This is a genomic window from Dolichospermum sp. UHCC 0260, from assembly GCF_009711985.1.
Lineage (GTDB): Bacteria > Cyanobacteriota > Cyanobacteriia > Cyanobacteriales > Nostocaceae > Dolichospermum > Dolichospermum lemmermannii.
Genome location: NZ_VIKZ01000012.1, coordinates 66,752 through 84,810, shown reverse-complemented (window position 1 = coordinate 84,810; position 18,059 = coordinate 66,752). Strand labels below are relative to the sequence as shown.

Genomic DNA, 18,059 nt, shown 5'->3' with positions numbered 1-18,059 from the left:
TTAGAGCGAAATATGCTGTAAATAGAAAATTGACAGACCACTAGTTGGTTAAAACCGACTTTAGCTATAAGACAGGGAATAAATTCCCTGGCTTCCTTCCTCCCCATAAACATAATCACCCCATCATGTTTCGCCAAAAAGCGCAAAAACGCCAACCCAAAAAAGAGATTTATGGTATTGACAAACAATTTTAAAAATGTTATCATGAGGTTGATAAGGAAGAACTATCTTGCGATAATAATAAATAAAACGACAAGATCCCCGACTTCTTCAAGAAGTCGGGGATCTGATTGATGCAAAATCAACCCTTACAGCATAGGTGCAAACTGAGATTTATCAGGTACTTCCGCGTACTCAGCCACAATTTGCCTAAGTTCGTCACCATTAATGGTTTCTTTTTCAATCAACAAATCAACCAAACGATCTGCGAGACTGCGATGATCACGCATGATATTCTTAGCGTTGCTATAGCATTCTTCCACAATCATTCTCACTTGGGCATCAATGCGACAAGCGATCGCTTCGGAATACTCGGAACGGGTTGTCCAGTCACGACCCAGGAACACCTCACCCTGTTGGCTTTCCAGAGATAAAGGACCTAAATCAGACATTCCAAATCGTGTTACCATTTGTCGTGCCATTCCTGACAACTGCTGTAAATCTCCACCCGCACCAGTTGTAACTTCTGCACGACCAAAAATTACCTCTTCAGCAGCCCGACCACCTAAAGCCCCTGTAATTCTAGCCTTTAGCTGAGAACGGCTAATTAAACCTTGTTCTTCATTAGGCATAAACCAAGTTAAACCCTGGGCTTGTCCTCTGGGAATCAGAGTCACCTTTTGTACAGGGTCATGGTCTTTGAGTAAAGTCCCGACCAAAGCATGGCCGATTTCATGGTAAGCAATCAGACGCTTACTCTTGCTATCCACCAGGGGAGTACCTTCCATACCAGCAACTACCCGATCAACAGCATCATCAATTTCTAGTAAAGTGATGCCTTCCTTGCGTCTTCTCGCTGTGAGAATCGCGGCTTCATTGAGGAGGTTAGCTAAATCTGCACCGGTAAATCCAGGAGTCCGGCGAGCGATCGCTTCCAAAGATACGCTAGGATCTAATTTCTTATTTCTAGCATGAACTTGTAATACTTCCAAACGGCCTTTAATATCCGGTGCATCTACAGTTACTTGTCTATCAAAACGACCAGGACGCAACAAAGCGGCATCTAGGACATCAGGACGGTTAGTAGCAGCAATAATAATAATGCCAGTATTGCCTTCAAACCCATCCATTTCTGTTAATAATTGGTTGAGGGTTTGTTCCCGTTCATCATTCCCACCACCAATACCCGCACCCCGTTGACGACCTACCGCGTCAATTTCATCAATAAAGATAATACAAGGAGCGTTATCTTTCGCTTTCTTAAACAAGTCACGGACACGGGAAGCACCCACACCCACAAACATTTCCACAAATTCCGAACCAGAGATACTGAAGAAAGGCACACCAGCTTCACCAGCAATGGCTTTTGCCAGTAAAGTTTTACCAGTTCCTGGAGGTCCAACCAATAGTACACCCTTGGGAATGCGAGCGCCCACAGCAGTGAATTTCTCAGGTTGTTTGAGGAAAGTAACAACTTCTTGTAATTCTTCCTTCGCTTCTTCAATTCCCGCTACATCGTCAAACTTCACCCCTGTTTTCGCTTCCATTTGGAAACGAGCGCGGGACTTGCCGAAATTCATCGCTTGTCCAGGACCACCGGGAAGATTATTAGAGCGCCGGAACAAAAAGAACAAGCCAGTAATCAATAAAACTGGGAAAATTAAATTACCCAAAAGTCCCCAGATTGCCCCATCATTGCGGATGGGATGGGCATCAAAACTGACTTGCTTTTCTTTGAGCTTTTGAATTAATTCAGGAGCATTCACGGGCAAATCTACCCGCCAGCGTTGGGTGCGATTTTCGATGTCTTGGTCATTAGCTTCGATAATTGCGGTTCTACCACCATCGTATAAATCCACATTGGTAACGCGGTCTGCATCCAAGTATTCCAAAAAGCGCCCATAGGTCATACGGGTATTGGCGGCATTTTTGCCTGTGTCCGCAGGAGCGCCTGCAAAAGCCCCTTGCCAGAAGAAAAAGCCAATTACCAAAGCCAGCACTGACCAAAGTGCTACGACTCTCCAGGAGAATTTCATCTTTAATTTGCCTTTAGATACTAATATGACTGCTTTTGTAACGGATGTTTATAAATCCATTTTGTAATTTGAGCCATAAAACGTCGGTTTGCTTATGGCAGATTCATGAAGTTTGTCTAGAATCTTAATTAAATTTAACCTAATTCTCATACTAATACCAATTAAAAATTAAAAATTAAAAGTTAAATATTCCCAAAATCAGACCCAGTAAGGATTTGGGGCTAATTTATATTTTGCTATCTCTATTACTAATTTTATGCCGGACTGCACAGGATCACCAAATTCATTTATATTATTCATGCTTCAAAGCTTAATACAACGCAGAGGTTACGAAAAATGAACCACGAAGAAGCGAAGAAGCGAAGGTAAGAGTTTTAGAGAGATTTTTCGTGCTGGGTGATAGTGTCATCGCTGATCTTGTAACTAATCATCGTTTAAAATCTAGTAGACTTCTTGTGAAAATTGTTATGAAAGCAGAGTTAACAGCCATCATTGAGAGAGCAACGGAAGGAGGATACTGGGCAATTTGTCCAGAAATTTCTGGTGCTAATGGTCAAGGTGAAACCATTGAGGAAGCGAAAGAAAACTTGAAACTTGCTATTCAATTGATTATTGAAGATCCTATGGCACATATCCGCAGGGGAATCACAGAAGATGCGATAGAAGAGACTATTTTAATTCCATGAAACGTAAAGAATTAGAAAAAAAGTTAAGATAAGCAGGTTGTTACCTAAAACGAGAAGGTGGTTCTGATTCTTTATGGATTAATCCTCAAACAGGTGTCATTGAGGCTGTACCAAGACATATAGAAATTAAGGGATTTTTAGCCCAGAAAATTCTTAAAAACTTAAATGCCGAATAAGTAGGTGAACACAATAAGGGACTTCCAATTAAAAAAATACCCAAAAATTTCTTGTGGTGCGGGCATACTATGGCTAACGCCACGCTGCGCTATCGACAAGCTCAGTACAAGTCTTGCCCGCTAATCATCAAGGACGGTCAAGAATGCCCATCCCACAAAATTGGGTAATTTATTTTTTGGTGTTCCCTAGAGAATGCAGTAAATGGATGATTATTTAGCAACGGCCATAACCTGTTGGGGTTCTCTCTGGGTTTCTTCAACCTGGCAGCGATCGCTATTTTGATTAGTGCTACCATTGGCACTATTCTCAGTAGAAATATTGTCCGTAGTATTATCAGTAACTTTCACCTGAGCAAGTTGACTTTTTAGCTTAATTTTTAACGCATCGGTAAGGGGTAGAATATCAATTTCCCTGTAAAGGGCTTCTTCCGCTTCCGTTTTGCGACGCTCAACATAAACAGTAGTAAGAATCATCTCGATTCCGTAACCCGTCAAATTGTCTCCGATAACACCAATTGAACCCGCTAAAGCAGTGGCAAGAGTAACGGTTAGACCCGTACCCCCAAAAGAGGTGAATGCTACAGCAAGAATGATACTAGGAACACCGATAGAAGCTGTCTTTTTAGCGATCTCGTCGAAAGAAATTCCCATAGAGGAAAGTTGTTTTGAAATTTCTTCAGGAGAAATGCCAAAAGCACTCAGTTGTTTATTAAGTTCGTCCATAAAATAAAGACCTCTTAGATGACCGTAAATTGTTTAGTTAGAGTTTAATCGCCACCAATTGTAACAGAAGATCAGTTTTTTGATCCAGACTTAACTCAATCAGTGAAATATTAGTCTGTATCGCACAAACCGATACGAACAACTTTCGAGTTGTACAGAGAAAATGCTATCTGTCCGTTCGCTCATTTTGAATAAGTAGGTGAACACAATAAAACCAAACTGTGTAAAGAAACGTAAAATCGCCCAAACCCTCTTCACTCTTGCCTCTTGCCTAGTGCCATAACGACAATTTTCAACGCCAACCTACTTAGAGAAAAAGAATTAAAACCTGGAAGGAAAAGGAAGACAGAGATTTTGTTTTTTACATAGAGAAAGAAGCATTGAAGCGGGAGAGGAGTAGGTTATTATCAGGGGAGTTGAGGGGAAGGGGAATGAAAAGATGGAAATAAGTTCAGAGCGAATAAATGACAAGGACTCCGGTTTGATTCTTGAATTTTCCTGCGTAGGAAGGCAAGAGGCAAGAGGATTTGAGAATATGAAGGTGTACCGAGTTTTGTTCAAAAATCAAATAGGAGTCCTATAGATGAATATTGTGCAGAGTATAAAGACCTGTTTAAAGAAGTAAGAAATTATGAATGTTTCAAATATTTACATTTAGGAATAATTTCAGCAATCAAGTTTTCAAACAACCTCTGAGATTATCAATTAATTCTTTAATTTTACTGGCAAAATCTAAACTGTCTAAATGCTGCATAGTTGAGAATCTATATCTAAAAAGATAATTCTTGAAATAACTCTATCAAAGGCAAATTAAAATTAGGAATAACATCTTCTCCATCAAGACTATCTTCCAATTGCAAAAGCTGGGATGGCTTAGGTTTGCGATAAACTAATACACATTCTTCATCTGGCAATATTACCCATGCTAAACGAGTGCCATTTTCAAAATATTCTACTAATTTATTATGAATTTCTTCAAAAGTATTATTAGGAGAAATAATTTCTACAGCTAAATCAGGAGCGCCATCAAAAAAACCTTTGGGTAATCGCTTTAAACCTGGCAATCTTTCCTTAGAAACAAAAGCAAGATCGGGTGATCTTTTGTTACCAGTTTTCATTTTAAAAGCAGTGCTAGAATCACAAGTTATTCCGAGTTTATGATCACGCACAAAGCCTGTTAAAAAATATCCAAGAGTTAGAGCTAAGTAGCCATGTTCTACACCTGAATTTGCGACTATAATTAGCTCTCCATTCACATATTCATAAAGATTATCATTTTCCTGCAATAACATAAATTGCTCATCTGTTAAAGCCTGATGATTAGCTAAAGGTTGAATTAATTCTAAATTTGTGATTGCAGCTTGTGTCATTAGATTTAACTCCCCAGATGAAACGCTATATCAATGATTATATACTTAATTAACAGATCCCCGACTTCTCACACTAATTCATAATTTATTGACATCATTATCCTTAAAACGGCTTAATCGTTCGATTCCATCGGTAGGGGTTTAGCACTGCTAAACCCCTACAAATCTAGGTTTTTCCTAACGGTGTTTAGTATAACAAAGAAGTCGGGTATCTTATCCTGTTTATGCACTAATTCTATTATACTCGTTGATATACTTCTTAATGATTAAACTAAGGCATATAAGGTGCATAATTCCTGTGTAGGAGAAAATGCGGAAGGTAGATTATACTATGATTAATAAACTTTACAGCATTAATGTCCATGAGCGATCGCCAACGGTTAGTAGATTTAAAGGAACTCCTGGATCTGCTTTACGAAAAGTTAGGGGAGTTTCAAAGGGATCTAATTGTTAACTCTCATACTCCTGCTAGATTTGAACTAAAGCAACGGATTAACCGAGAGATTTTACCTAGTATTCGCAAATACGAAGCTGAATATTGGAATATTTACCCAAAAGAAGCAATTGTAATTTCTGATGAAGAGGCTAAAACTCAATTGGTTCACCTAGAGCAAGCAGTCGAGTCTATTGAGCGCGTTTCCTCTGGTGAATACCCTGCCCAACTGATTCCATTGTTACAAGATATCCGAACCAAGTTAAATGATTTAGACAAAACAGCCTCAGCTAAGTTGAAAGTAACTTTACCATTAATTCCGGCGATCGCTTCCTATGAATTAGAGATGGATACAGAGGGATTGATGTATCGAACTTGGAAGGCAATTCAAAGATTGGTAAGGCAGTAAATAATGTTAGAGGAAATAGAAGGACTAAAAAAATCTTTAGAGACGGAAAAGAAAACCAAAGTTAATTATTATGAACAAATTGCCTATTTTCGGCAAGAACTTTCAATTACCAGTAGTTCAGTTCAAAAGTTTGAGCTTAGAAAGAGAATTGAAAATGCTGAAAAAGAAATTCAGAACATAGACAGCCAAATGGAGTCTTTACAAAAAGAAATTAGGGATATGGAGGAGAGATCAAAACTTACTCAAATCAAGCCTAATCCAGTTTTGATTTTGCCAAATATCCTGAATAATCGAATCCAAGAATCTAAAAAACCTAAAAAGCCTGAGCGTGTTCCAGAACCCATTACTATTATAGAGCCTATTATTTATGATCAAATTAAAGGGGATTATACTCTTCTGCATGAGTTACTAACAAATCAACAGTGGAAAGAGGCTGATTTAGAGACGACACAGATTTTTCTTAAAATAGCCAAGAGACAAAAAGCAGGTTGGCTAAGAGCTATAGATATTGCCAATATTTCCTGTTCAGATATTCTGATGATTGATCAACTGTGGCGAGATGCTAGTGGAGGTCAATTTGGTTTTAGTGTCCAAAGGAATATTTGGCTGAGTGTTGATGGTAAACCTGGTAAGTGTGAACGTCCAATCCTCGATGATTTTGGCGATAAAGTAGGTTGGCGAATTAATAATAATTGGCTAAAAAATTATGAAGAATTTAATTTTTATCTAGATGCTCCCCAGGGACATTTACCCTCTTTTAGATTTTCTGCGGCCATTGATCAATTTGTCACATGGCAAGAAAGCTTCAAACATTTTTTACCTCGAATAGAAACTTGTTTTTCAGGAGACATATAAAATGGTACTGATTCGCATTGAAGAAAATGAAATTGGAATTGTTTATAAAAAAATTGGTCGCTCCCTTCCTGCGGGTCGCCGAATTGCACTTAATGGAGAAATAGGTTGGCAAGCCGAGATTCTTCGCCCAGGTTGGCATCCCTATTTCCCTAATATCGAGATTCATAAGAGGAAGGCTATCCACATTGAAACTCATGAAATTGGTCTAGTTGAAGCTAAAGATGGTGCAAGTTTGTCCCCCGGACAAAATTTCGGAAAAGTTGTCGAATGCGATGACTTCAAAGATGCTAAGGCATTTATCAATAATGGCGGGCAAAGAGGAAAACAACGAGCTATTTTGAAGACTGGAACCCATTGGATTAACACAGAATTATTTTCTGTTGAAAAAGTAGAAGTTACTCGGATTCATAAAGACCAAGTTGGAATTGTTGAAGCTAGAGACGGTAAGCCACTGCCACCAGGTCGGACATTTGGTAAGGTTGTAGAGTCTAATAACTTTCAAGACCCTCAAGCTTTTGTTGATCATGGGGGTGAAAGTGGTAAGCAATTAGCAATTCTAACTCCTAGCATTTATTACATTAATACCAATATTTTTAAGATACAAAGGCAGTCGTGCGTTCGCATAAAAGCTGGTGAGATTGGTTTGGTTCGAGCTAGGTATGGTCAGCCTCTATCACCAGGTCGCACTTTTGGGAAAGTTGTGGAATGCAATAACTTTCAAGACCCTCAAGCTTTTCTTAATAATGGGGGGCAGAGTGGTAAGCAACTGGCAATTCTAACTCCTAATGACTACCAAATTAATACTGAATTATTTGAAATATCAATAGTTTCCGTCACTCATGTGCCTCCAGGTGAAATTGGTTTAGTCGTTGCTAATGATGGTGCGTCCAAACCAGAAGAGCGCATTTTCGGGAAAGTTGTCGAATCCCATAACTTTGAAGATGCTCAGTCCTTTATTAATAATGACGGTCAGAAAGGAAAACAATTGGCTGTTTTGACAGCAGGTGATTATCAAATAAATACTGATTTGTTTACTGTTATTACCACTGCTAATGCTGCCCAATACCATATAAATCCTCAAAATTTAAAAGTTTATACAGTTGGCAAAGATAAGATTGGAATTATTACTACTCTTGATGGAAAAACTCTTCCAGCAGGAGAAATTGCTGGCTCTATCATCACAGGTCATAACCATTATCAACAAGCAAATAAGTTTATCGAATTGGGGGGTTATAAAGGGTTACAGGAAGAGTTTTTGTCAGAAGGTTCTTGGAACTTAAACCCTTGGTTCGTTCAAGTTGAACAAGTACCATTAATTGAAATTCCTCCAGAGAAGGTTGGAGTGGTTATTTCTTATATTGGTAAAGTGACTAATAGTGAAGTGGCTGATAGTAATACTAATAATAGCTCCCGACTTGTAAATGAGGGATATAAGGGAGTGCAAAAGAAACCGCTTACACCAGACAAATATGCTATTAATACAAGAATCAAAAGTATACAGGTTGTTCCAACTAACGAAATTATTTTGAATTGGTCTAAATCTGACGAAAAACCAACTGAAAATTACGATAAAACTCTAGAACCTTTGAAGCTTCGTTCTAAAGATGGATTCACATTTAATATGCAAGTGACTCAAATTATTAGTATAGCACCGGAAGATGCTCCTATAATGATTCTACGAGTTGGCGCTCAATCGGGTGATATTTTGAAATTAGAGCCATCTAATTCTCTTCAAAAAGAGAAAGCTCCTGCAATCAGAAATTTGGTAACTAGAGTTCTAGGTCCAATGATTGACAGTTATTTTCGGATTTCTGCTCAGAATAATGAGGCTCTTGATTTTCTAGAAAAACGATTCGAGATTCAGCAGGAAGCCGCAGCTTATATTAAAGCTAAACTTAATGACTATGGCGTACAGTCAATTCAGACATTAATCACTGAAATTGATTTACCTGATGAATTAGAGGAAATATTAAAGCAGCGTAAACTTATGGAAGAACAAGCTAAGAATTATAAACAAGAGGAGTTAGCAGAAAGGCAACGTCAGGGTTTAATTGAACAACAGGTAAGAAACAAAGTTCAGGCTGCTGTTGTACAAGCCCAACAAAATGTAGAAATTGCCAGTTTTAATGCTAACGCAAACCTTATCAAGGTACAATTAGAGGCACAGGCACAGCAAATCAAAGATAAAGTTGAATTAGACCGAAAAGAACGAGAATCGCAGATAGATGCAGATTACCAAAGGCAGATTAAAGATATCAGTATCAACGACTTTTGTGAAAAAGTTAAAATCCTTAGTCCAGAGATATATGCTCGGATTGAATTGGAAGGAAAATGGGCTGAAGCATTTGCTCAAGCAAAGATTAAGTTACCAGAAGTATTTATTGGTGGGGGTAACAGTAATTCTAATGGAGGAGATATAGTCCAAGCAAGTGCTATGCAGATGGCATTTCTAGAAGTGTTAAGAGATTCTTTAAAATCTACAAAAAAAATTAACCAAATTGATATACCACAACAACGGGAAACCCTACCACCCGCCGATGATCCCTGGTAATGATTGATGTTAGGAAGTGCTAATATTTCACTCATTATCCACTGTAGTGAGTGAGACTCAGTTTAATTATTCTAGTTTCCAATAAGGATATAAATGTGTCGAACAAAGCCAATTTGAATGCCTTACAAAAATTTTTAATCTGGTCTGCTGGTGCAAATCATGAAATCTTGGCGCGAGAAATTTGCTTAACAGAAAGATATAAATATGAATCAATTGGCACAACTGTTGTCTTAACTTCAATAATGGCTTTCTTCTCAGGAGGATATGCACTTTTTACCGTTTTTAATTCTGTTCCAGTTTCAATTGCTTTAGGCGCTGCTTGGGGCTGTACAATTTTTAACCTAGATCGCTTTTTCATATTAACTGCAAATAAGGGAAAAACTGATTCAAGATGGCAATTCTTAATGGCATCTATTCTTCGGCTAAGTATAGCAGTTTTATTAAGCTTGGTAGTTGCTAAACCTCTTGAATTAAGGCTATTCGAGAGAGAAATCAACCAAGAAATCAACCAAGGAAAAATTGACGGACAAAGACAAGAGAGAAAAAAGCAGCAAGAAGAATTAGAAAACACCCCAGAGTCAAAAAGAATAAATGAAATAAATGTAGAGATTCGGAGTTTAGGAGAAGAGAGAAAAAACCGTAACGATGATTTACAGAAAGCACGTCCAGATGTTATCAAAGAATGGCAAGGTATAACAGGTAAACGTGGAAAAGGTGATCTTTATAATGCGAAAAAAGAGGTTGAGGAAAAATTAGAGCAAGAGGTAAATACATTAGACAATAGGTTACGAAATTTAGATGAGGAAAAGAAAAATCTCACAGAAGAGCAAAGGTTAAAATTTGGAAAATTTATACCTGATCCAGATGTATCTCAACAGACCAAAAGAAAAGAGCAATCTAGCAGCCTTTTAGAGAGACTTTCTGCTTTAGAGAGATTGTCCAAGAGAGATCCTACTGTTGCTGCAACTAATCTATTGACAACTATTTTATTTATTATAATTGAAATTTCTCCTATTTTGGTGAAAATACTCTCTAAACAAGGACTTTATGAAGAACTTCTTGAAAAAGAAAATAAATATAAAACTAGCCAAGAAAAACTTTATAGAATTAAAGAAAAAGAAATATTAAAATTAGAAGAATTGAAGTATTTAGAGTTAAAAATCGAAGTTTTAATTATAGAATATCTTCGACTCAAAGAAAGAAATAAAGAGAAGCTAGAAAATATAGGAATTGATGACATTCAAAGAATTAATAAACAGCATGAGCAAGACAATACTATGTTTATTCAAATATGTAGAGATAAACTACAGCATTATAAATATCTTGCGGATGAAGTTTTAGGTTCAGACATTGATTAGAATATTTTCCTAAACAGGTTTTGCTGAATAAAGCGAAACCTATTTAGTATAATCCCCCACTCAAAACAGAATCAACTGCTTTCCCACATCACCTTGAGACTCAACAACCGAAAGTAACTCATTTCGTTTTTTAGCGATTAACTCCAAATAATACTGAACCCCACTCCTTACGTATCCTTGCGGAAGCAAATCCCATATTTAAACATAATGCTGGGATACAGACTGGAAACATCAATTTTAGCAATGTGTTTGTGAAAATCTAGTACAGAAATTACCAATTTTTAACGCTAACCTACTTAGACATCTCCGAAAATATTGTAGAGCCGAGAATCCCTACCCAGGTCACTTCTCTACAAGGGTTTCAAGTCACACACATTTAATTCTCACAAGATGTCTAATCATTTACTTACCTTCCGTAATTTTCAAGGTATAAGGTAGGGATTCATTTTCCTTGTAAGAACCAATCCAAATTTGATAAGTACCTGGTAGCCATTCCCCAACAATACCGGGGTTTTTACCGTCAAAATCATCATTGCACCAAGTTCCACCGGGTCCTTTAACAATCATGGTGGTATCCGCAGGACTTTGGACTACTAATTTCAGGTAGTCAAATTTACTTGTGAGTTTCACAGTATGGTCTGGTGCTTCATCCATAAATCCTTTACATGGTCCTGTTGATGGTGTTTCTGCTTTTCCTGCTATTTTGCTCCCCGGTATTGCACCACCACTCATTCCTCTCAATATCAAGGGATCTGAAGATAATGGATGTTGAATAGTCGCATCTCCAAAAATTGGCGAGGCTGTTTGAGCATGAGCCACTGGATTAAACCCGGCTGTAACGCAGAGTACAACTATGATTCCTGTAGGAAAAGCTGTTTTTGACATTGCAATTAGAGAAGATTCCTAGATATCTTATAAAGACATCAATCTTAGGTCTCAAGTTCCTTTGGAGAAAAGACTTGAGTACCGCAGGAGGAAATTCAAAATTCAAAATTAACGAGAACTCCTACCCATTACCCATGACTTAGGGTTTGCTGCTAATTGCTTGATTTAAGCGGGCTTTATCTAAACCAATCTGATTTAACAGTAACCAAGACTGAATTAAATCTGGTCCATGTACATCCCCTGTTAACCCTGCTCTGAGCGATCGCATGACTAAGCCTTTTTTCACATTTTCCGATTTCACAACTTGCTTAATAATACTTTGGGCAATATCTGCTGACAACTCTGGCTGACTTTCTAAAGCTGTAATAATTGCTTGCAGTACAGTCTTGACACCCTCTTGCTGTAGTTGTTGACTGCCTTCTTCAGTCAATTCTACCCCATCAGTAAAAAATACTTTGGTCATCTCCACCGCATCCACCAATCGAGTCAAACTAGCAGCAATTAACCCCACTAGCTGCTCTAACCAAGTCCGTTCTCTCCCACCTGTAAATTGACAACCAGCTTTTTCCCAATAGGGAATAACTAAATCTGTCAGCTTATCAATTGGCATATTATGGAGATATTGGCTATTTAACCAATCCAACTTATCCCAGTCAAATTTAGCACCAGCTTTATTTACCCGCTCAAAGCCAAAATCCTTAGCTGCTGATTCTAAATCGAATATTTCTTGAGTAGAATCCGCTGGCGACCATCCCAGCAAAGTCATATAATTAACTAAACCTTCCGCAGTAAAGCCCATTTCCTCAAAGTCACAAATGGAAGTTACTCCATCCCGCTTCGATAATTTGCGCCCTTCTTGATTCAAAATCAAAGGTGTATGAGCAAATTCGGGAATCTTCGCACCCAAAGCTTCATACAGCAGGATTTGTTTAGCAGTATTGGCGATATGGTCTTCACCACGAATGACATGAGTAATTTGCATATCAATGTCATCCACAACCACCACAAAATTATATAGTGGTTGACCTGTACCATCACTAGCAGCGCGAGCAATGACCATATCACCACCCAAATCGCTACCACGCCAACTCATTTTCCCCCGCACTAAGTCATTCCAGACAATTTCCCGGCTGTCGGCGATTTGGAATCGAATTACCGAAGAACGTCCTTGAGCTTCAAATTCAGCCCTTTGTTCTGGGGTGAGGTGACGGTGACGGTTATCATAGCGGGGTGCTTCTCCTCTGGCTTTTTGCGCTTCTCTCAAAGCGTCTAATTCTTCAGATGTGGTGTAGCAGCGGTAAGCTAATCCTTGATCTAGTAATTTTTGCACCGCTTCTTTGTAAAGATGGAGGCGTTGAGATTGGAAAAATGGACCTTCATCCCAATTCAATCCTAACCAGCGCAGTCCAGCTAGAATATTATCTGTGTATTCAGGACGCGATCGCTCTAAATCTGTATCTTCGATTCTTAAAATAAAATTGCCATCATGGTGACGAGCAAACAAATAGTTAAATACAGCAGTTCTGGCTGTACCAATATGTAGATTTCCCGTAGGACTCGGAGCTATGCGGACTCTGACGGTCACAGTTGATTCTCTCTTTTACAAATCATGATTACACCTACTGAAATTAAAGGTATGAGCATTTTTAATCAACTCGTTATTCAATATTCAGCATTTTAGAACGGGACTGACGGGGCTCGAACCCGCAACTTCCGCCGTGACAGGGCGGTGCTCTAACCAATTGAACTACAGTCCCTTGAGTTCGGTTTGAACTTGCACTCTCTCTATTATGCCTAGTCTTTTTCTATTTGTCAAGTAGTCTGAGAAAAAATATTTTTGCAGGGAATTTGCTCATGGAGAAAGAGAGGAATTTATTCCTCATTTGAGGGCTGAAGCCCTTACTACGAAATCATCTCCAGATTTTTTACATTACTTAATCTACTTTGATTTATTTTCGTCTACTTACTTAGAACCATTATTTTTAAAATTTAGGTATTTTTAAGCGGCGTAATAATCTAGTCAATGGAGATTCGATTTTCAGCTTAAAGGCTAAAATTTGGGTTTGTTGTAGTCCATTAAAATTATTGTCGCTGATTAAAATTAGTGATGGTTGTCCGTCGGGTAATTTTGCACCCAAGGTCAATCCCTCAATATTATCTAATGATACATCTAAAGTTCGTAGATCTAACAGGAGTTTTTTCTCTACTGGCTTGATTTTATCAGGGTCAATTTTGGCAATGCTGTCAAAATTATGAATGTCTGTGGCGTTTTCTAAGGAAATCTCAAATAGAAAAACTGTAAATCCCAAACCGGTGAAACTTCTTTCTATACTGAGAAAGTTTCCTTGATTATTGAGTGCTAGTAAATCTGGTAAGCCACTGGCAAATTTACCAGTAGGATTAAACAAAGATGTAACTGGTTCTGTTTGATAGAGAAATTCCCGTTCTGGCTGCTTGGTTAAGAGGTTATATTCTAAAATTCGAGAGGAAGTACCAACACCGGATTTAGCCGCTGGACCATCTTGAATTAAGGCGTTTTCGGTGGCTGTAAATAAGAATTTTTGATTAGGTGTAATGGTGAGACTTTCAAAGGCTAAGTTGTTACGGATGCCTTTTTGCTTTTGGGAATCTGGCAAAAATTTATCTGGTATGGGTAGGGTACTAATTGTTTTTCCAGAAGCCAGCGCAAATTCTTTAATAAAGGGATTGATAAGTTTGTCTACATCACCTTCAGAGGAAACAAATATGGTATCTTGATTGGTGATAGCAATTCCTTCTGTATCAGTGGTATTGGGAGGGAATGGTTGATTGCTGGTATTTAATAAGTTTGTGACACCTACGGGAATAACATCGTTGTTGGTTAATTTACCTTTGCTGAGGTCAATTGTGAAAGTATAAAAACGAGGTGGTGCTTTTTGCCCTCTGTCATCTGATATTGCATAATATAGGTTATTTTTGGCATCATAAGTTATTCCCGATAACCCACCAATTTCGGTTTTTTGGAAAATTAAACCTGTGGGTAATGTAGCTTGGCCAATAAATTCTATACTTTTGATTATTGAAGAGGCAGAAGCGAAATTATTAAACAGAAAACCAATCAGAATTAGTGGAATTATAAAGATGAGAATTAGGGATAGTTTCCGAGGTTTTGGGAGACGTGGCATAGAAGAACTGGAGTAAAATTTTTTATAAGGTAATATTACCCGATTCAGCCTCAAAAAAGCTAACTAGCCAATCTTTGACAGTACGGGTGGCGCGACAGTCATCTTCGTTGTAGTCTTGAATGATTGCTAATAAGGTGCGATCGCCTGTTTCTAACCACTTATCATACCAGTAAATACATTTAGCACCATTGGCTTGTTGTTCACGCCATTCAAATCCTAGCCAACGAGCAATAGTTTTTAAGGCATAACTATCTATTGGTAAAGCCACACTTTGAATTAATTGTTCATAGATATCAATAAACCGATTCAGGATGGGATGAATTTGGGCATAAGGTGTGCGATACAATTTACCAAGGCGTTTGACTGTATCTACTTCATAAGCACAAAAATGATAAATTGGGGCTTGAGGATATTGATTAACTAAATTCAGAAATTGTTGCCAAATTAGTGGTTCTTGTTCGGGTTGTTCCGCTAAAAAAGCATAAAATTGTTCGGTATTAGCGACTCTATCCACAACTAAAACACCTAAAAGATAATTTAAATTTAAATCTGGCTGGGCTTCAATATCAAAATAAAGTTCAATGGGGGCTGTAAAAGTTAGATATTCTAAAGAAAAGGAATCTGCAAGAATTAAGGGTTGCTTGGTGAATACAGATTGGGCTTGAATAACTAATTTAGCAGCTACATTACTATCAAATCCTGTCAAGTTTTCTAAAGTGCTAGGATGGGTCTGTGCCAGTGCTTCTAAAGTAGTAATAGCTAGATTTTGCAGTTGAGTATAGCGAATCGGTGTTACACCTGGTAACAGAGAAAGGTGTTCTTGAGATCTCGCTTTGGCATGACAATAATTATACCAAGGACAAAGACTACATTTTTGCCGAGAAATAAAAATTTCCGGTGCTTCCACCGACTCAATAACTTGAATATATTCCTCTAAAATATCCAACATTTGTGGTGTCCATTTATCTAAATCCACCACATAAGTTTTATCTTTATCCCGCAATATCAGCCCGGCTTTACTGAGAATCACATCCTGAACCGTGGCTAAAACTTGGGCGTGAAAAGCAATAACTACTTGATATTCTTGCTTGGGACGTTTACCCAATTCAATATTAACTGGGACATAGTTCCAATTCCCAAACCGAGATTTTCCCGGCTGTTTGACCAGTAAATCTGGGCGACTCAGCAAAGTATATTTTTCACGGTAGCTAGTTAATATTACACCACGACGAATATAACTCACCCCTTGCTGCATCAGTTCTAGAGTTGATGCTGCTCCTGCTTCCCAATCCCGTGACAGATAATCAGGTTCATAGTAACTTAACTTTTTGACTATTCGCTGATGATGAGCAATTTTGTCCTGTTGTACCTTCAGGACTAACTCATTGGGAATCTCCCGCTGAAGATAATCACCGTGAACATCTAAAAAAGGTCGCCGCTCACAGCGTTGAAATTGTAGTAAAAGTTGAGCATTAATTAACATCCTTTTAAGCTAACAATAATTCAGAAATTACAGGACAGTTAAGAATTGCATTGTTCAGCCAAATACTGTAATCCTGATTGTGATTTTTCATGTTCAATAACAAAAACATTATGTCCCACCAGAGTAACCAGTACAGAATTTTCAACATTATAGTATAAAACATCACTGTTGGCGATATTTTCCCAGACTATATTACCAGCCCCAGCAATAATGGCTTGATAATTCGTTGGTATTGAACATACGAGGTTTTCAAACTATATGTTTAATATATTCAGGTTTTTTAGCTGGCACTGTAGGAAAGCGAAATTATAACTGACAAACAGTTATTTTCCCAGCTTACATGATTTTCCTGGGTTTTGGCTAATTTAACGTTTCGCTCCTCAAACACGGCATCAAACCCATTATCCTCATCAGACCTAAATCAAGTGGAAATCGTTTTTTGTGGATTTTTGCAACTATTAATCATTGATCTGCTGATTTTTGGGCTAGATATTGCTACACTGAATTTCATACAAAATTATAATTTTTGTTCCCTGCACCTTGTGAGAGCATAGAATCAGCTTTCTGGTGTCATCAAGAAAAGAAAGATAAAAGAGCAAATCAAAACATGGTAGAATCCCTCAGAAAACCAGGCTTTGACGAAATCCGTTCTGGAATTAAGTCCCCTGCTAAGGAAACCCTTTTAACACCAAGGTTTTACACAACCGATTTCGATGAAATGGCACGGATGGATCTTTCCGTCAATGAAGAGGAATTGGAAGCCATTATTGCAGAATTCCGCATTGACTACAACCGCCATCACTTTGTTCGGGATGCTCAGTTTGAAAAATCTTGGGACTCTATTGACGGAGAAACTCGCAAATTGTTCGTTGAATTTCTCGAACGTTCTTGTACAGCAGAGTTTTCCGGCTTCTTGTTATACAAAGAACTCGGTCGGCGCTTAAAGGATAAAAGCCCTCTTTTAGCTGAAGGCTTTAACCTGATGTCACGGGATGAAGCCCGTCACGCTGGGTTCTTGAACAAAGCTATGTCAGACTTTAATCTTTCTTTAGATTTAGGGTTTTTGACTAAGAGTCGTAGTTATACGTTCTTTAAGCCCAAATTCATCTTCTACGCTACTTATCTTTCTGAAAAGATTGGTTATTGGCGCTATATCACTATTTATCGTCATTTAGAAGCCCATCCTGAAGATCAAATTTATCCAATTTTTAACTTTTTTGAGAACTGGTGTCAGGATGAAAACCGTCACGGTGATTTTTTTGATGCGGTTATGAGAGCGCAGCCACAAATGTTGAATGACTGGAGAGCTAAACTATGGAGTCGCTTCTTCCTGTTGTCAGTATTTGCAACTATGTATCTCAATGATATTCAACGCAAGGATTTCTACGCTTCCTTGGGCTTGAATGCGCGTGAGTACGACATTCATGTAATTAAGAAGACCAATGAAACCGCTGGTAGAGTCTTCCCTGTTATGTTGGATGTTGAAAATCCAGTATTTTATGAGCGTTTAGATGTTTGCGTCCAGAATAACGAAAAATTGGCAGCAATTTCTAGCTCTAATACTCCCAAGTTCTTCCAATTCTTCCAAAAACTTCCAATCTATCTATCTCATGGTTGGCAGTTATTACAATTATATCTGATGAAGCCTATTGATGCGGCTTCTGCTCACGGTCAAGCTCGTTAATTTGAGTTTGATTTTTGTTTGAGGTGGTTTTGTCTTGGACAGAACCACTTTTTTTGTTTCTATTTTGTTTCGCGCAAAGACGCTAAG

At 38.1% G+C, this 18,059-nt stretch carries 14 protein-coding genes and 1 tRNA gene; 6 read left to right on the top strand and 9 right to left on the bottom strand.

The window, feature by feature from the left end; all coding sequences use genetic code 11:
- Together FJR08_RS23145 and ftsH2 are read right to left on the bottom strand one after the other, a co-directional pair.
- Positions 1-206 (bottom strand): hypothetical protein (locus FJR08_RS23145; protein ID WP_217357490.1); only part of this gene is annotated, 206 nt, incomplete at its 3' end.
- A gap of 102 nt (positions 207-308) precedes the next feature.
- Positions 309-2,195, bottom strand: a complete 1,887-nt coding sequence (gene ftsH2, locus FJR08_RS07285; protein ID WP_041457570.1) for an ATP-dependent zinc metalloprotease FtsH2 — start codon at positions 2,193-2,195, stop codon at positions 309-311.
- A gap of 455 nt (positions 2,196-2,650) precedes the next feature.
- Between ftsH2 and FJR08_RS07280 the strand changes: the two genes are divergently transcribed.
- A complete protein-coding gene (locus FJR08_RS07280) occupies positions 2,651-2,881 on the top strand; it encodes a type II toxin-antitoxin system HicB family antitoxin (RefSeq protein WP_200863838.1) in 231 nt (76 codons plus the stop codon).
- Between the two features lie 386 nt (positions 2,882-3,267).
- On the opposite strand, the gene FJR08_RS07270 is transcribed toward FJR08_RS07280, so the two are convergent.
- Together FJR08_RS07270 and FJR08_RS07265 are read right to left on the bottom strand one after the other, a co-directional pair.
- On the bottom strand, positions 3,268-3,780 hold the full coding sequence (locus FJR08_RS07270; protein ID WP_015078432.1) for a hypothetical protein: 513 nt from the start codon (positions 3,778-3,780) through the stop codon (positions 3,268-3,270).
- A 770-nt stretch (positions 3,781-4,550) separates the two neighbouring features.
- On the bottom strand, positions 4,551-5,150 hold the full coding sequence (locus tag FJR08_RS07265) for a Uma2 family endonuclease (protein WP_015078433.1): 600 nt from the start codon (positions 5,148-5,150) through the stop codon (positions 4,551-4,553).
- Between the two features lie 362 nt (positions 5,151-5,512).
- On the opposite strand from FJR08_RS07265, the gene FJR08_RS07260 reads away from it, so the two are divergent.
- The 4 genes from FJR08_RS07260 (at position 5,513) to FJR08_RS07245 (ending at position 10,756) form a co-directional block, all read left to right on the top strand.
- Positions 5,513-5,992 (top strand): hypothetical protein, encoded by a 480-nt coding sequence (locus tag FJR08_RS07260; protein WP_168632704.1) that lies wholly within the window; start codon positions 5,513-5,515, stop codon positions 5,990-5,992.
- Positions 5,993-5,995: 3 nt separating this feature from the next.
- Entirely contained in the window at positions 5,996-6,847 is an 852-nt protein-coding gene (locus tag FJR08_RS07255) for a GUN4 domain-containing protein (RefSeq protein ID WP_168632703.1), read from the top strand.
- Between the two features lies 1 nt (position 6,848).
- Entirely contained in the window at positions 6,849-9,398 is a 2,550-nt protein-coding gene (locus tag FJR08_RS07250; protein WP_168632702.1) for an SPFH domain-containing protein, read from the top strand.
- 95 nt (positions 9,399-9,493) lie between these two features.
- Positions 9,494-10,756, top strand: a complete 1,263-nt coding sequence (locus FJR08_RS07245; protein WP_168632701.1) for a DUF4407 domain-containing protein — start codon at positions 9,494-9,496, stop codon at positions 10,754-10,756.
- Between the two features lie 402 nt (positions 10,757-11,158).
- Here the strand turns inward: FJR08_RS07245 and FJR08_RS07240 are convergent, their stop codons facing one another.
- From FJR08_RS07240 to FJR08_RS07220, 5 genes are all read right to left on the bottom strand, one after another.
- A complete protein-coding gene (locus tag FJR08_RS07240) occupies positions 11,159-11,641 on the bottom strand; it encodes a hypothetical protein (protein ID WP_174783019.1) in 483 nt (160 codons plus the stop codon).
- Between the two features lie 139 nt (positions 11,642-11,780).
- The gene (gene gltX, locus FJR08_RS07235; RefSeq protein WP_168632700.1) at positions 11,781-13,226 is read right to left on the bottom strand and encodes a glutamate--tRNA ligase; all 1,446 of its coding nucleotides are present in this window, start codon (positions 13,224-13,226) and stop codon (positions 11,781-11,783) included.
- 98 nt (positions 13,227-13,324) lie between these two features.
- Positions 13,325-13,398, bottom strand: a tRNA-Asp gene (locus FJR08_RS07230).
- 225 nt (positions 13,399-13,623) lie between these two features.
- Complete coding sequence (locus FJR08_RS07225; protein WP_168632699.1) at positions 13,624-14,805, bottom strand: esterase-like activity of phytase family protein; 1,182 nt, start codon at positions 14,803-14,805, stop codon at positions 13,624-13,626.
- A 22-nt stretch (positions 14,806-14,827) separates the two neighbouring features.
- A complete protein-coding gene (locus FJR08_RS07220) occupies positions 14,828-16,288 on the bottom strand; it encodes a TM0106 family RecB-like putative nuclease (RefSeq protein WP_168632698.1) in 1,461 nt (486 codons plus the stop codon).
- Between the two features lie 607 nt (positions 16,289-16,895).
- Here FJR08_RS07220 and acsF point away from each other — a divergent pair.
- Positions 16,896-17,972, top strand: a complete 1,077-nt coding sequence (acsF, locus tag FJR08_RS07210) for a magnesium-protoporphyrin IX monomethyl ester (oxidative) cyclase (protein ID WP_168632697.1) — start codon at positions 16,896-16,898, stop codon at positions 17,970-17,972.
- Positions 17,973-18,059: the final 87 nt, after the last annotated feature.

What these genes read in the sequence shown, in the direction of transcription:
- FJR08_RS07225 (WP_168632699.1), bottom strand. Translation starts at nt 14,805, where the DNA reads ATGCCACGTCTCCCAAAACCTCGGAAACTATCCCTAATTCTCATCTTT.
- FJR08_RS07270 (WP_015078432.1), bottom strand. Translation starts at nt 3,780, where the DNA reads ATGGACGAACTTAATAAACAACTGAGTGCTTTTGGCATTTCTCCTGAA.
- FJR08_RS07255 (WP_168632703.1), top strand. Translation starts at nt 5,996, where the DNA reads ATGTTAGAGGAAATAGAAGGACTAAAAAAATCTTTAGAGACGGAAAAG.
- acsF (WP_168632697.1), top strand. Translation starts at nt 16,896, where the DNA reads ATGGTAGAATCCCTCAGAAAACCAGGCTTTGACGAAATCCGTTCTGGA.
- ftsH2 (WP_041457570.1), bottom strand. Translation starts at nt 2,195, where the DNA reads ATGAAATTCTCCTGGAGAGTCGTAGCACTTTGGTCAGTGCTGGCTTTG.
- FJR08_RS07220 (WP_168632698.1), bottom strand. Translation starts at nt 16,288, where the DNA reads ATGTTAATTAATGCTCAACTTTTACTACAATTTCAACGCTGTGAGCGG.
- FJR08_RS07240 (WP_174783019.1), bottom strand. Translation starts at nt 11,641, where the DNA reads ATGTCAAAAACAGCTTTTCCTACAGGAATCATAGTTGTACTCTGCGTT.
- FJR08_RS07260 (WP_168632704.1), top strand. Translation starts at nt 5,513, where the DNA reads ATGAGCGATCGCCAACGGTTAGTAGATTTAAAGGAACTCCTGGATCTG.
- FJR08_RS07265 (WP_015078433.1), bottom strand. Translation starts at nt 5,150, where the DNA reads ATGACACAAGCTGCAATCACAAATTTAGAATTAATTCAACCTTTAGCT.
- FJR08_RS07250 (WP_168632702.1), top strand. Translation starts at nt 6,849, where the DNA reads ATGGTACTGATTCGCATTGAAGAAAATGAAATTGGAATTGTTTATAAA.